Origin of the sequence: Pseudomonas sp. GD03944 (assembly GCF_029839275.1) — a bacterium.
Lineage (GTDB): Bacteria > Pseudomonadota > Gammaproteobacteria > Pseudomonadales > Pseudomonadaceae > Aquipseudomonas.
In genome coordinates, this window is record NZ_JAOCAH010000017.1 from 90,559 (window position 1) to 104,868 (window position 14,310).

The 14,310-nt window shown below is 65.1% G+C and carries 15 protein-coding genes; 11 read left to right on the top strand and 4 right to left on the bottom strand.

The window, feature by feature from the left end:
- The first annotated feature begins 208 nt into the window (after positions 1-208).
- The 11 genes from N5C28_RS21450 (at position 209) to lipB (ending at position 10,405) form a co-directional block, all read left to right on the top strand.
- Complete coding sequence (locus N5C28_RS21450) at positions 209-1,474, top strand: glutamate-5-semialdehyde dehydrogenase (protein ID WP_279825353.1); 1,266 nt, start codon at positions 209-211, stop codon at positions 1,472-1,474.
- The gene (gene nadD, locus N5C28_RS21455) at positions 1,474-2,118 is read left to right on the top strand and encodes a nicotinate-nucleotide adenylyltransferase (RefSeq protein ID WP_279825354.1); all 645 of its coding nucleotides are present in this window, start codon (positions 1,474-1,476) and stop codon (positions 2,116-2,118) included. The genes N5C28_RS21450 and nadD overlap by 1 nt, the downstream gene beginning before the upstream one ends.
- A 37-nt stretch (positions 2,119-2,155) precedes the next feature.
- Positions 2,156-2,521: a ribosome silencing factor gene (rsfS, locus tag N5C28_RS21460; protein WP_279825374.1), complete on the top strand. Its 366-nt coding sequence runs from the start codon at positions 2,156-2,158 to the stop codon at positions 2,519-2,521.
- A gap of 12 nt (positions 2,522-2,533) precedes the next feature.
- Entirely contained in the window at positions 2,534-3,001 is a 468-nt protein-coding gene (gene rlmH / locus N5C28_RS21465) for a 23S rRNA (pseudouridine(1915)-N(3))-methyltransferase RlmH (RefSeq protein ID WP_279825355.1), read from the top strand.
- A gap of 13 nt (positions 3,002-3,014) precedes the next feature.
- Complete coding sequence (mrdA, locus tag N5C28_RS21470; RefSeq protein ID WP_279825356.1) at positions 3,015-4,904, top strand: penicillin-binding protein 2; 1,890 nt, start codon at positions 3,015-3,017, stop codon at positions 4,902-4,904.
- 38 nt (positions 4,905-4,942) lie between these two features.
- A complete protein-coding gene (gene rodA / locus N5C28_RS21475; protein WP_279825375.1) occupies positions 4,943-6,046 on the top strand; it encodes a rod shape-determining protein RodA in 1,104 nt (367 codons plus the stop codon).
- A 17-nt stretch (positions 6,047-6,063) separates the two neighbouring features.
- The gene (mltB, locus tag N5C28_RS21480; RefSeq protein WP_279825358.1) at positions 6,064-7,074 is read left to right on the top strand and encodes a lytic murein transglycosylase B; all 1,011 of its coding nucleotides are present in this window, start codon (positions 6,064-6,066) and stop codon (positions 7,072-7,074) included.
- Positions 7,074-8,072 (top strand): septal ring lytic transglycosylase RlpA family protein, encoded by a 999-nt coding sequence (locus tag N5C28_RS21485; protein ID WP_279825360.1) that lies wholly within the window; start codon positions 7,074-7,076, stop codon positions 8,070-8,072. Before mltB ends, N5C28_RS21485 begins: the two co-directional genes overlap by 1 nt.
- 122 nt (positions 8,073-8,194) lie before the next feature.
- Positions 8,195-9,355, top strand: coding sequence for a D-alanyl-D-alanine carboxypeptidase (locus N5C28_RS21490; RefSeq protein WP_279825361.1), 1,161 nt, complete (start codon positions 8,195-8,197; stop codon positions 9,353-9,355).
- 145 nt (positions 9,356-9,500) lie between these two features.
- On the top strand, positions 9,501-9,779 hold the full coding sequence (locus tag N5C28_RS21495) for a DUF493 domain-containing protein (RefSeq protein WP_279825362.1): 279 nt from the start codon (positions 9,501-9,503) through the stop codon (positions 9,777-9,779).
- Positions 9,779-10,405 (top strand): lipoyl(octanoyl) transferase LipB, encoded by a 627-nt coding sequence (gene lipB, locus N5C28_RS21500; protein WP_279825363.1) that lies wholly within the window; start codon positions 9,779-9,781, stop codon positions 10,403-10,405. Before N5C28_RS21495 ends, lipB begins: the two co-directional genes overlap by 1 nt.
- Positions 10,406-10,469: 64 nt before the next feature.
- On the opposite strand, the gene lipA is transcribed toward lipB, so the two are convergent.
- From lipA to holA, 4 genes are all read right to left on the bottom strand, one after another.
- On the bottom strand, positions 10,470-11,522 hold the full coding sequence (lipA, locus tag N5C28_RS21505; RefSeq protein ID WP_279825365.1) for a lipoyl synthase: 1,053 nt from the start codon (positions 11,520-11,522) through the stop codon (positions 10,470-10,472).
- Between the two features lie 142 nt (positions 11,523-11,664).
- Positions 11,665-12,951, bottom strand: a complete 1,287-nt coding sequence (locus tag N5C28_RS21510; protein ID WP_279825367.1) for a lytic murein transglycosylase — start codon at positions 12,949-12,951, stop codon at positions 11,665-11,667.
- Positions 12,952-13,023: 72 nt separating this feature from the next.
- The gene (gene arfA / locus N5C28_RS21515; protein WP_279825368.1) at positions 13,024-13,182 is read right to left on the bottom strand and encodes an alternative ribosome rescue factor ArfA; all 159 of its coding nucleotides are present in this window, start codon (positions 13,180-13,182) and stop codon (positions 13,024-13,026) included.
- A 98-nt stretch (positions 13,183-13,280) separates the two neighbouring features.
- On the bottom strand, positions 13,281-14,310 hold a 1,030-nt coding region (holA, locus tag N5C28_RS21520; protein WP_279825370.1), incomplete at its 5' end, for a DNA polymerase III subunit delta.

The window sequence follows — 14,310 nt, forward strand, 5'->3', positions numbered from 1 at the left end:
GGTATGGGGCTCGACATGAACTGGGCGCGATCATAGCAACAGAGTCTTAACTGTGCCTGAACGAATCCGGCATCCGCCCGGCGGGTATGAGAGGGGCGTGTTGCGCCTGAAACACCCGGTGTTGACCATCCGCCCGGCGCTGCTGGGCGTGAGGCGGCGGCGCGGCTATAATCAGCAACTTTTTCCAACTGCCAGACGACCGCAGCCCATGACTGAGTCCGTGCTCGACTACATGAATCGCCTGGGGCAGGCCGCCCGCGACGCCTCGCGCGTGGTTGCCCGCGCCTCGACGGCGCAGAAGAACCGTGCCCTGGAGGCCGCTGCGGCCGCCCTGGACGCCGCGCGCAGCGAGCTGACCGCCGCCAACGAGCAGGACCTGGCCGCTGGCCGTGCCAATGGCCTGGAACCCGCACTGCTCGACCGCCTGGCCCTGAGCCCGGCGCGTATCGACGAGATGATCGAAGGGTTGCGCCAGGTCGCCACGCTGCCGGACCCGATCGGCGAGATCCGTGACATGCGCTACCTGCCCTCGGGCATCCAGGTCGGCAAGATGCGCGTGCCGCTCGGCGTCATCGGTATCATCTACGAATCGCGCCCCAACGTGACCATCGACGCGGCGAGCCTGTGCCTGAAGTCCGGCAACGCGACGATCCTGCGCGGCGGTTCCGAGGCCATCCACTCCAACCGCGCCATTGCCGCCTGCATCCAGCGCGGCCTGGCCGAGGCCGGTCTGCCGGCTGCGGCGGTGCAGGTGGTGGAAACCACCGACCGGGCGGCCGTGGGCGCGTTGATCAGCATGCCGGAGTTCGTCGACGTCATCGTGCCGCGCGGCGGCAAGAGCCTGATCGAGCGCATCAGCCGGGACGCCAAGGTGCCGGTGATCAAGCACCTGGACGGCATCTGCCACGTGTTCATCGACGTGGCGGCGGACCTGGACAAGGCCATCCGCATCGCCGACAACGCCAAGACCCAGCGCTACGCACCGTGCAACACCATGGAAACCCTGCTGGTGCATGCAGGTATCGCCGAGCGCGTATTGCCGCCATTGGCCGCGATCTACTGGGAAAAGAGCGTTGAACTGCGGGGTTGCCCGCATACCCGCGCGCTGCTCGGCGACCGGGTGCTGGAAGCGACCGAAGAAGACTGGCGTACCGAGTACACGGCGCCGATCCTGTCGATCCGCATCGTCGACGGCCTGGAACAGGCCATCGAGCACATCAACGAATACGGTTCGCACCACACCGATGCCATCGTCAGCGAGAACTTCAGCGATGCGCGGCGCTTCCTGACCGAGGTCGATTCCGCCTCGGTGATGATCAACGCCTCCACGCGCTTCGCCGATGGCTTCGAGTACGGCCTGGGCGCGGAGATCGGCATCTCCACCGACAAGCTGCACGCGCGCGGGCCGGTCGGGCTGGAAGGCCTGACCAGCGAGAAGTACGTGGTGTTCGGCGACGGGCATGTGCGTACTTGATGAGTAAACGCGTCGGTATTTTCGGCGGCACCTTCGATCCGGTGCACATCGGCCACCTGCGCAGTGCGCTGGAAGTGGCGGAGTTCATGGCCCTGGACGAGCTGCGCCTGGTGCCCAGCGCCCGGCCGCCGCACCGCGACACGCCGCAGGTGTCGGCGCCCGACCGCCTGGCGATGGTCGAGCTGGCGGTAGCCGGCATACCGCCGCTGCAGGTGGACGATCGCGAGCTGCAACGCGACATGCCCTCCTACAGCATCGACACGCTGGAGTCGTTGCGTGGCGAACTGGCACCCGATGACCAGTTGTTCCTGCTGCTGGGCTGGGACGCTTTCTGCGGATTGCCAAGCTGGCACCGCTGGGAATCGCTGTTGTTGCACTGCCATATCCTGGTGCTGCAACGCCCGGATGCCGACAGCGAGGCGCCGGAAGCGCTGCGCAACCTGCTGGCAGCGCGCAGTGTGAGTGATCCGCTGGCCATGCAAGGAGCCGGCGGGCAGATATCGTTCATCTGGCAGACGCCACTGGCGGTGTCTGCCACCCAGATCCGCGGCCTGCTGGCCGGCGGGCAATCGATACGTTTTCTGGTACCCGACGCGGTACTGACCTACATCCAAACGCACGGGCTGTACCGTGCGGTGATTTGAACACGAGGCAAACGAGTTACTTATGAAAAACCAAGCAATGCTCAGCGACGACCTGGTCAAGGTGGCGATCGCAGCCCTTGAGGGCCTCAAGGCACAAGACATCACCACCATCGACGTGCGTGAGAAGACCAGCATCACCGACTACATGGTGATCGCCAGCGGTACCTCCAGCCGTCACGTCAAGTCGCTGGTCGACAATGTGCTGGAGAAGGTCAAGGAACAGGGCGTGCGCCCCCTGGGCAGCGAAGGCCTGGACAGCGGCGAATGGGCCCTGCTCGACCTGGGCGACATCGTCGTGCACGTCATGCTGCCGACCGCCCGTCAGTTCTACGACCTCGAGCGTCTCTGGCAGGGTGCCGAGCAGAGCCGTGCGCAGCATGCGCCCGAGTCGGGCCAGGAGTAAGGACCGCCAGCGGTGCGTATCAAACTGATCGCCGTGGGTTCGCGGATGCCACGCTGGGTGGAGGACGGCTGGCAGGAGTATGCCAAGCGCATGCCCTCCGAGCTGTCCCTCGAGCTGGTGGAAATTCCCCTGACCACCCGCGGCAAGAACGCCGACGTGGCCCGCATGATCCGCCAGGAAGGCGAAGCCATGCTGGCCAAGGTCCAGCCTGGGGAACGGATCGTCACCCTGGAAGTCGAAGGGCGACCCTGGAGCACCGAGCAACTGGCGGTGGAACTGGACAAGTGGCGGCTGGATGCCCGCACCGTCAACCTCATGGTGGGTGGTCCGGAAGGCCTGGCCCCGGAGGTGCAGGCGCGCAGTGAACAACGCTGGTCCCTGTCGCCGCTGACCCTGCCGCACCCGCTGGTGCGGATTCTGATCGGCGAGCAGATGTACCGTGCCTGGACGGTGTTGTCCGGCCATCCCTACCACAAGTAACCAGCAGTCACCGATGCCACAGCCGATTCGCCTCAAGGACCACGAAAAAGACGCCCGCCTCATTCGCAAGCGTGCAATGGTCGGTGCCGGGCTGATACTGGCGTTGGTGGCGATCCTGATTTCGCGGATGTACTACCTGCAGGTGGTGCAGTACGAGTACCACTCGACCCTGTCGGAAAACAACCGCGTACATGTCCAGCCGATTCCGCCGAACCGCGGGCTGATCTTCGACCGCAACGGGGTAATCATTGCCGACAACCGGCCGAGCTTCAGCCTGACCCTGACCCGGGAGCGGGCCGGTGACTGGGAAAAGGTGCTGGACACCATCGTCGAAGTGCTGGGCCTGAGCGAAGACGAGCGAGCCCTGTTCGAGCGGCGCGTGCGCCAGGGGCGGCGTCCGTTCGAGCCGGTGCCGGTGCTGTTCGAGCTGTCCGAAGAGCAGATCGCGCGCATCGCCATCAACCAGTTCCGCCTGCCGGGCGTCGAGGTGGCGGCGCAGCTGGTGCGGCATTACCCCCAGGGCGAGCACTTCGCCCATTCGGTGGGCTATGTCGGACGCATCAACGAAAAGGAACTGAAAAACCTCGATCCGGTGGCCTACAGCGGTACGCACCACATCGGCAAGACCGGTATCGAGCGCTTCTACGAAGAACAACTGCACGGCGAAGTCGGTTACGAAGAGGTCGAGACCAATGCGCGCGGGCGCGTGCTGCGGGTGCTCAACCGCACCGACCCCTTGCCCGGCAAGGACATCATCCTGACCCTGGACGCGCGCCTGCAGGAAGCGGCCGAGCTGGCCCTGGCCGGTCGGCGCGGGGCGATCGTGGCGATCCAGCCGGCCACCGGCGAGGTGCTGGCTATGGTCAGCCAGCCCAGCTTCGATCCCAACCCCTTCGTGACCGGCATCAGCTTCAAGGCGTACGCCGACCTGCGCGACTCCATCGACCGTCCACTGTACAACCGCGTATTGCGGGGCCTGTACCCGCCCGGTTCGACCATCAAGCCCATGGTGGCGGTGGCGGGTCTGGACGCCGGCGTGGTGACGCCGAGCTCGCGGGTGTTCGATCCCGGCTTCTACCAGTTGCCCAACCACAGCCACAAATACCGTAACTGGAACCGCAGCGGCGATGGTTGGGTGGACATGGAACTGGCGATCGCCCGTTCCAACGACACCTACTTCTACGACCTGGCCCACAAGATGGGCATCGACCGCATGCACGACTACATGACCCGCTTCGGCCTGGGCCAGCGGGTGGCGCTGGACATGTTCGAGGAAACCGCCGGCCTGATGCCGTCGCGGGACTGGAAGCGTGCTCGTTATCGCCAGCCCTGGTACCCGGGCGAGACCCTGATCCTCGGGATCGGCCAGGGCTACATGCAGGCCACGCCCATGCAGCTGGCCCAGGCCACGGTGCTGATGGCCACGCGCGGCAAATGGATTCGTCCGCACCTGGCCAAGAGCCTGGACGGCCTGCCTCCGGTCGATACGCGGCCGCTGCCGGACATCGTGCTGCGCGACCCCAAACTCTGGGATTTCGCCCGCTCCGGCATGGAGCAGGTGATGCATGGTACGCGCGGTACGGCGCGCAAAGTGGGCGATGCCTCGGTGTACCGGATCGCCGGCAAGAGTGGTACCGCCCAGGTGGTGGCGATCAAGCAGGGCGAGAAGTACGACCGCAACAAGGTGCAGGAACGTCACCGCGACCACGCCCTGTTCGTCGCCTACGCGCCGGCGGACAACCCGCAGATCGCGGTCTCGGTGATGGTCGAGAACGGCGAATCCGGTTCCGGCGTCGCCGCGCCCGTGGCCAAGGCGGTGATGGATGCCTGGCTGCTCGATGAGAACGGTCAGTTGAAGGCCGAGTATGCGCCGCCCCTGTCGGCAGAGGTCACTCGTCAATGAACAGCAGTTTCGACCGTACCCTGTCCAACGAGGACGTCCTGCGCCGCCGCGCCAGCCTGCTGCAGCGCCTGCACATCGACGGCATCCTGTTGCTGTTGCTGCTGATCCTGGCCTCCGCCAGCCTGTTCATCCTGTATTCGGCCAGCGGCAAAAACATCGACCTGCTGATGAAGCAGGCCAGTTCGTTCGGTATCGGCCTGGTCGGCATGCTGATCATCGCCCAGTTCGAGCCGCGCTTCATGGCGCGCTGGGTGCCGCTTGCCTACATCGCCGGGGTCGGGCTGCTGCTGGCTGTGGACATCATGGGTTACAACGCCATGGGTGCTACCCGCTGGATTCAAATCCCCGGGGTGATACGCTTCCAACCGTCCGAGTTCATGAAGATCATCATGCCGGCGACGATTGCCTGGTACCTGTCCAAGCGCAGCCTGCCGCCGCGCTTCAAGCACATCGCCGTCAGCCTGGCGCTGATCTTCGTGCCGTTCGGGCTGATCCTGGTGCAACCGGACCTGGGGACCTCGCTGCTGATCATCGCCTCGGGCGGTTTCGTGCTGTTCATCGCCGGCCTGCAATGGCGCTGGATCCTGGGCGCGGTGGCGGCGGTGGTGCCGATTGCGGTAGGGATGTGGTTCTTCGTCATGCACGACTACCAGAAGCAGCGCGTGCTGACGTTCCTCAACCCGGAAAGCGATCCGCTGGGCAGCGGCTGGAACATCATCCAGTCGAAGGCGGCGATCGGTTCGGGGGGCGTGCTGGGCAAGGGGTGGCTGCTGGGGACCCAGTCGCACCTGGATTTTTTGCCGGAAAGCCACACGGACTTTATCATTGCCGTGCTCGCGGAAGAGTTCGGTCTGGTGGGGGTTTGCCTCCTGTTGTTGCTGTACCTGCTGCTGATCGCCCGTGGCCTGGTGATTACCGTGCAAGCGCAGACGCTGTTCGGTAAGCTGCTCGCCGGGGCATTGACCATGACGTTCTTCGTCTATGTGTTCATCAACATCGGGATGGTAAGTGGTTTGTTACCCGTGGTCGGCGTGCCGTTGCCATTCATCAGTTATGGCGGCACCTCATTAATTACACTGCTGGCCGGTTTTGGGATTTTGATGTCGATCCACACACACCGTAAGTGGATCACTCAGGTTTGATTGGGGTTAAGAGATCAATGCATATTTTGCGTGGCTGGGCTGTACGGCATGCACATTGGCTGGCGTTGACCGGCGCGTTGGGGCTGTCTCAGCAGGCGCTCGCCGCTGACTACGACAATGCACCGCTGGTGAACGAGTTCATCACCGAGATGACCCGCGACTACGGCTTCGCCAGCGAACAACTGGTCAGCCTGTTCAGCCAGGTAGAGCGCAAGCAGGCGATCCTCGACGCCATTTCGCGTCCGGCCGAGAAGGTCAAACCCTGGAAGGATTACCGCCCGATCTTCATCACCGACTCGCGCATCGCCCGCGGTGTGGACTTCTGGCGCGAGCACGAAGAAGCCCTGACCCGCGCCGAGCAGGAATACGGCGTTCCGGCCCAGGTGATCGTCTCGATCATCGGCGTCGAAACCTTCTACGGTGGCAACACCGGCAGCTACCGCGTGGTCGATGCGCTGTCGACCCTGGCCTTCGACTACCCGCCGCGTGCGCCGTTCTTCCGCAAGGAATTGCGCGAGTTCCTCATGCTGACCCGTGAAGAGCAGGTCGACCCGCTGGGCCTCAAGGGCTCCTACGCCGGTGCCATGGGCTTGCCGCAGTTCATGCCGAGCAGCTTCCGCGCCTACGCCGTGGACTTCGACGGCGACGGCCATATCAATATCTGGACCAACCCGGTGGACGCCATCGGCAGTGTCGCCAGCTACTTCAAGCGCCACGGCTGGTTGCCGGGCGAACCAGTGGTCAGTGCGGTCACTGTGCAAGGCGACCAGGTCGACCAGGGCCTGACCCAGGGCCTCGACCCGATGAAGAATGTCGGCGAGCTGCAGGCGCTGGGCTGGACCAGTGGCGATGCGCTCGACCCGGAGATGCCGGTGACCGCGTTCCGCCTGGAAGGCGCGCAGGGTGCCGAGTACTGGTTGGGTCTCCCCAATTTCTATGTCATCACGCGCTACAACCGCAGCGTGATGTATGCGATGGCGGTCAACCAACTGGCCGAGCTGCTGGTTGAAGCACGAGGAGCGCGTTGATGCCGGGATTACCGTTCAAGCTGGCAGCCTGCGCGTCACTGGCCCTGGTTCTGGCCAGCTGCTCGTCCAACCGCGCACCGCAGCCGGCGGTACAGCCGCAACCGAGCGGTGGCGGGATTTCCGGTCCGGGCAACTACAGCCCGCCGCACAAGGATGGCGCGCCCTGGTGGGATGTCGACGTCTCGCGCATCCCGGACGCGATTCCCATGCCGCACTACGGGCCGGTCAAGGCCAGCCCCTACGTGGTGTTCGGCAAGCAGTACTACCCGATCCAGGACGCCCGCCGCTATCAGGCGGTCGGCCCGGCCTCCTGGTACGGCACCAAGTTCCATGGTCAGGCCACCGCCAATGGCGAGACCTATGACCTGTACGGCATGACCGCAGCGCACAAGACCCTGCCGCTGCCCAGCTACGTGAAAGTGACCAACCTGGAAAACGGCAAGACCGTGGTCCTGCGCGTCAACGACCGCGGGCCGTTCTATTCCGACCGCATCATCGACCTGTCCTTCGCCGCGGCGAAGAAGCTGGGCTACGCCGAAAGCGGCACCGCCCGGGTCAAGGTCGAAGGCATCGACCCTCACGAATGGTGGGCCCAGCAGGGCCAGCCGGTGCCGATGGTCCTGGCGTCGCCGCAGCCGGTCAAGGCCTCGCCCCAGCCGGTGGCGCAGCAGGTCGAGCAGTATTCGCCACCGCCGCAGCAGCACGCGGCCGCCGTGCTGCCCGTGCAGATCGACGCAAAAAAAAACGATTCAGTCGGAGCGTCTGGCCTGTTTCTCCAAGTCGGAGCCTTCGCCAACCCGGACGCTGCGGAACTGCTCAAGGCCAAGCTGAGCGAGACGGTCAGTGCACCGGTGTTCATCAGCTCAGTGGTGCGCAACCAGCAGATTCTGCACCGCGTACGTCTGGGACCGATCAGCAGCCAGGGCGAGGCTGAACAGGTGCGCGACAGCGTGCGCCTGGCCAACCTGGGCCAGCCCACGCTGGTCAAGGCAGACTGACGCGGCAACTTATCGCGGCCGCGTCTGACTAAGCACACAGTGCCACCGCCTTCGCCGGCGGTGGCCACTTCACCAGTTGCCCCGCCGGGGCCTGTATCACCACCAGCAACCTCGAGAGACGGATGAATATCACCAGCTTCGCGCAGCGCATTTTCCTGTCACTTTTCCTGCTCAGTGCCTCGACTGCCTGGGCCAATCAGCAAGTGATCCCCGCAGCGCCGCAGCTCGCTGCCAAATCCTATGTCCTGCTGGATGCAGCCAGCGGCAAGGTGCTCGTCGAGAACAACGGCGACCAGCGCCTGCCGCCCGCCAGCCTGACCAAGCTGATGACCGCGTACATCGCCACCCTGGAAATCCGCAAGGGCCAGATCGGCGAGCAGGACATGGTCACCATCAGCGAGAAAGCCTGGCGCACCGGCGGTTCGCGCATGTTCATCCAGGTCAACACCCAGGTCAGCGTCAATGACCTGCTGCACGGCATCATCATCCAGTCCGGCAACGACGCCAGCGTGGCCATCGCCGAGCACATCGCCGGTAGCGAGGAAGCCTTCGCCGACATGATGAACGCTACGGCCGAGCGCCTGGGCATGACCAACAGCCACTTCATGAACGCCACCGGCCTGCCGCACCCGGAGCACTACTCCAGTGCCCACGACATGGCGATCCTGGCCCGCGCGATCATCGAGGAAGACCCGGAGCACTATGCGATCTACTCGCAGAAGGAGTTCTTCTGGAACAACATCAAGCAGCCCAACCGCAACCTGCTGCTGTGGCGTGACAAGACCGTCGACGGTCTGAAGACTGGCCATACCGAAGAAGCGGGCTTCTGCCTGGTGGCTTCCGCCGTGCGTGATGGCGCCCGGATGATCACCTCGGTATTCGGTACCGTCAGCGAGCAGGCCCGTGCGGCCGAGACCCAGAAGCTGATGACCTACGGCTTCCGCTTCTTCGAAACCCGCACCTTCTACCAGAAGGGTGCCGAGCTGACCCAGGCCCAGGTCTGGAAAGGCGCGACCTCGCAGGTCAAGGCCGGCCTGGCCAATGACCTGACCCTGACCCTGCCGAAGGGCCAGCTGGACAAACTGCAGGCCGGCATGACCCTCAACCCGCAACTGACCGCTCCGATCGCCCAGGGCGATGTCATCGGCAAGGTGGAGGTCAAGCTGGGTGACGAGGTGGTGCACAGCGCCGACCTGATCGCGCTCAATGCGGTGGAGGAGGGTGGCTTCTTCCGCCAGCTGTGGGATAGCATCCGCCTGTTCTTCTACGGATTGTTCAACTGATCCAGCACGGATGCCCCTGTTCAGGGGCATTCTTTTTTGCAGTCGCGACGTACCGTGCGCGTGCGCCCCAGCCTAGGCGGGTTTCCCGGCCCGGCGTGGCGGCGCCTCCGCGACTCGTTGGACGGGCCAGGAGCCCGCTGAGACCATGACCGATACAGACATTCAAGCGCCAAAAATCGAGTTCCCCTGCGAGCGATATCCGATCAAGGTGATCGGCGACGCCGGTGACGGCTTCTCCGACCTGGTGATCGAGATCATCCAGCGCCACGCCCCTGACCTCGATGCGGGCACCCTGGTGGCACGTGACAGCCGCAATGGCCGTTACCTGTCGGTTCAGGTGCTGATCACCGCCACCAGCGTGGAGCAGCTGCAGGCCATTCACGTGGACCTGCGTGCGACCGGCCGCGTGCACATGGTGCTGTAGTGGCTGCAGCCGAACTCATCGTGCGTCACCTCGGGGTGGTGGAATACCTGCCAACCCTGGAGGCGATGCGCCAGCTCACCGCCGAGCGCGATCAACAGACTCCCGACGAAATCTGGCTGCTGCAGCATCCCAAGGTGTTTACCCAAGGCCAGGCTGGTAAGCCCGAGCACCTGTTGGCGCCGGGGGACATCCCGGTGATTCAGGTCGAGCGCGGTGGCCAGGTCACCTATCACGGTCCAGGCCAGTTGGTGGCCTACCTGATGCTGGACCTGCGCCGCCTGGGGCTGGGTGTGCGCGAGCTGGTGACGGCGATGGAGCAGAGCCTGGTCGATGTCATAGCGACGTACGGCATCGAGGCCGCGCCCAAGGCGGATGCACCGGGGGTGTACGTCAACGGCGAGAAGATCGCCTCGCTGGGGCTGCGTGTGCGCCACGGCTGTTCGTTCCATGGTCTGGCGCTGAACGTGGACATGGACATGTCGCCTTTCGGGCGCATCAACCCCTGTGGCTACAGTGGCCTGAAGATGGTGCAGTTGCGCGACCTGCTGGAGGCGCCGCCTGCTTTCGACGAGGTGGTGCAGCGACTCGAGCGAGCGCTGAGGGCGCGCCTGGGATACGAGCAGTAACGGGTTGCCATAACGAAAAAAGGTGCGCATTGCGCACCTTTTTTATTGGCCTGCCGACGCGAGCTTAATTCAGGTTGAGCGCCGGAATCAGGCTGGTGTCGAGCTGCTGGCCGGGGACCGGTACCGGCGCGGCCAGGCCCAGGTTGTTCTTTTCGAACACGCGGTCGGCGCGGTAGCTGGAACGTACCAGCGGGCCGGCGGCCACTTCCATGAAGCCCATTTCCAGGCCGATATCACGGAAGCGATTGAACTCTTCCGGGCTGACCCAGCGCTGCACCTTCAGGTGGTTGCGCGTCGGCTGCAGGTACTGGCCGAGGGTCAGGATGTCGACGCCGATGGCGCGCATGTCACGCATCGCTTCGAGGACTTCCTCGTCGGTCTCGCCAAGACCCAGCATCAGGCTGGTCTTGGTCAGGATGTCCGGACGATGGCGTTTGGCATGGGCCAGTACGTTCAGGGTCTTCTCGTAGCCGGCGCGCGGGTCGCGGACCACGTGGGTCAGGCGTTTGACCGTCTCGACGTTCTGCGCGAAGACTTCCAGGCCGGAGTCCACCACGCGCTCGATGGCGTGCAGGTCGCCGTCGAAGTCCGGGGTCAGGGCCTCGACCACCACCTGCGGGGTATTTTCCTTGATGGCGCGTACGCAGGCCGCATAGTGGCTGGCGCCACCGTCGTCCAGGTCGTCGCGGTCCACCGAGGTCAGCACGATGTAGCGCAGGGCCATCAGCTCCACCGACTTGGCGGTGTTCTGCGGCTCTTCCAGGTCCAGCCAGCCGTTCGGGTTGCCGGTGTCCACCGCGCAGAAGCGGCAGGCGCGGGTGCAGACCGAGCCCATCAGCATGATAGTGGCGGTGCCGTTGGACCAGCACTCGCCCATGTTCGGGCAGTGCGATTCCTGGCAAACGGTGCTCAGGCGGTGTTCGCCCACGTTGCGTTTGACGGCCTCGAAGCGGCTGCCGCCGGGGGCTTTCACACGCAGCCAGCTGGGCTTGGGTTCGAAGACCTGGGGTTCGGCGGAGGCCCGGCGCTTCTGGCCGTCCTTGATCGCAGTGATCCCTTGGACCGTGCGGAATTTTTCACCGCTGGCAACGGGTTTTGGCGAGGCTGTATCGGACATCGGGAATCTGGGCTCCGGTAGAGGCTCCATTGGCAGGGGGCTTTTGGCCGCCGCGCAGTGTACCACAGAAGGTGTTTTCGCACCCTTGCCGAGACAGGGCGATCGACCGTTGATCGCCCGTACAGAGGCCGGTGCGGGCGGCTCAGCGCCCGCGCAGCTGCTTCAGCAGGTCTTCGGTCGGGTAGCCGTCCGCCGGCTGGTTCAACTGGAGCTGCAGTGAACGGATGGCCTTGCGTGTGTTGGCGCCGATGATGCCGTCCGCCGGGCCGGGGTCGAAACCGTTCACCGTCAGCAGTTCCTGCAGCTCGATGCGCTCGCTGCGGCCCAGTTGCCGATCACCGCGTGGCCAACTGGCCTGGATGCCGCTGCCGCCGCGCAGGGCGTCGGACAGCAGGCCGATGGCCAGGGCGTAGGAGGTGGAGTTGTTGTAGCGCAGGATGCTGCGGAAGTTCGACAGGACCAGGAAGGCCGGGCCTTTGTGGCCGGCCGGCAACAGCAGCGTCGCGCTGGCCTCGGCGGCGGCGTTGGTGCTGCTGTTCACCGGGCGAATGCCCAGGGCTTCCCACTGCGAGAGGGGGAGGCGGTTGTCGGGATCGGCCAGGGCGTAATCGAACCCATTGGGCAGGCGCACCTCGAAGCCCCACGGCTGGCCCTGCTGCCAGCCGGAGCTTTGCAGGTAATGGGCGGCCGAGGCCAGGGCGTCGGTGGAGGAGTTCCACAGGTCGCGCTTGCCGTCACCGTCGAAATCCACGGCATGTTCGTTGTAGGTGGTGGGCATGAACTGGGTCTGGCCCATCGCACCGGCCCAGGAGCCGACCAGGCTTTCCGGGGCGATGTCGCCGTGCTGCAGGATCTGCAGGACCGCCAGCAGCTGGCTGCGCCAGAACGCCTGGCGCCGGCCTTCGTAGGCCAGGGTGGCGAGGGAGCGCACCACGTTGTGGTTGCCGATGTTGCTGCCGAAGTTGCTTTCCAGGCCCCAAATGGCCACCAGGGTTTCCGCGTTCACGCCGTAGCGCTGTTCGATGCGGGTGAGGTTGGCGCGCTCCTGGGTGATCAGGGTGCGGCCACGGGCGATGCGGGTGGAGGACACCGCGCCGTCCAGGTATTCCCAGACCGGGCGGGTGAACTCGGGCTGGCTGCTGTCGGCGGCCAGGACCTTGGGATTGGGTACGACGCCGGCAAAGGCGCGGTCGAACAGGGCCGGGTCGATACCGGCGGCGATGGCGTCGCTGCGCAGCAGGGTGCGCCACTCGTCGAAGCTGAGCGTTTCAACCGGAGCGGTGGTGGTCTGCGGTGGCGGCTGGATGGCTGCGGGAACGTTCGGTGCGGTGGCCAGTGATTGCGCGGGGGCATCAGCGCAGGCGGTCAACAGCACGAAGAAGCAGGCGGTAGCACTGTGGCTCAGGCAGCGAAAAAGCAGGTTGGGCATGGTGATCTCAACACGTTTTGCAGGCGGTTACCTTAGCACGGATGAGCTCTGATGCGGGGCGTGGCGCGGTTTTCAGGCCGCCATAAAGCAAGAAGCCTCCCAGTTGTGCTGGGAGGCTTCGCGGCGGTAGCTGCCTTTGCCTTTTCGGGGTGTTTCCTGGCGGCAGCGGAACAGGGGTTGGGCAACCAGGGATTTGGCCTTGTTCGGCCGGTGCTTGGCTTTCTTGCTCATGGCAGGTCCTCGTCGATGGCCCGCTGGTTCGCGGGCGCGGCGATCATGCGCTTGTGGTCAAAAAATGTCCAGCGCTGAGAGGGCGGGGTGTCGAGCGATCAGAAACCGGTTTCGCTGGGCAGGCCCAGGCGCTTGCCACAGATGGCCAGGGTCAGCAGGCTCAGGCCGCTCCAGGGATCGCCGGCGGCCTGGCCCTTGATCTGCGCATCGATGCGCTGGGCGTCCTGCAGCAGGGTGGCCCAGCGACTGGCCGAGTGACGCTGCAGAGCCTTGCTGACCAGCGGGCGACGCTTGTCCCACACGGGAGGGCGGGCCGAACTGAAGGCTTTTTCCAGGGGCACGCCCTGGGCGTATTGCTGGGCGATGGTGGCCAGCAGACGCAGCTCGCGGGCGAGGGCCCAGAGGATCACCGGCGGTTCCACGCCTTCCCCGCGCAGGCCTTCGAGCATGCGCAAGGCATGGGCGGCTTCACCATTGAGCGCGGCATCGATCAGGCCGAACACGTCGAAACGGGCGCTGTCCGCCACGGCGGCCTGGACGGTGGACGCATCGATCTGCCCGGCATCTGCGAGAAGCTTGAGCTTTTCGATTTCCTGGGCGGCGGCCAGCAGGTTGCCTTCCACGCGCACCGCGATCATTTCCACCGCTTCCTGGGTCGCGTTGAGCCCGGCCTGTGCCATGCGCTGGCGTACCCATTGCGGCAACTGGCCGGCGTCCACCGGCCAGATCTGCACGAACTGGCTGTGCGGCCCTTCGATCAGGGCCTTGGCCCACTTGGTCTTCTGCGTGCTGCCATCGAGCTTCGGCAGGCTGACCAGCAGCACCGTGTCTTCGGGCGGACGGGCGATGTACTCCAGCAACGCGGCCGCGCCCTTGTCGCCGGGCTTGCCGGTGGGGATGCGCAGTTCCAGCAGGCGTTTTTCGGCGAACAGCGAGAGGCTGGCTCCGGCCTGCAGCAGGTTGCCCCAATCGAAGTTGGCTTCGGCGTTGAACACCTGGCGCTCGGTGAAACCCTGCTGGCGGGTGGCGGCGCGGATGCTGTCGCAGGCTTCCTGGCAGAGCAGCGGTTCATCGCCACTGACCAGGTACACCGGCGCCAGGTTGCCCTGGAGGTGTTTGCCAAGTTGT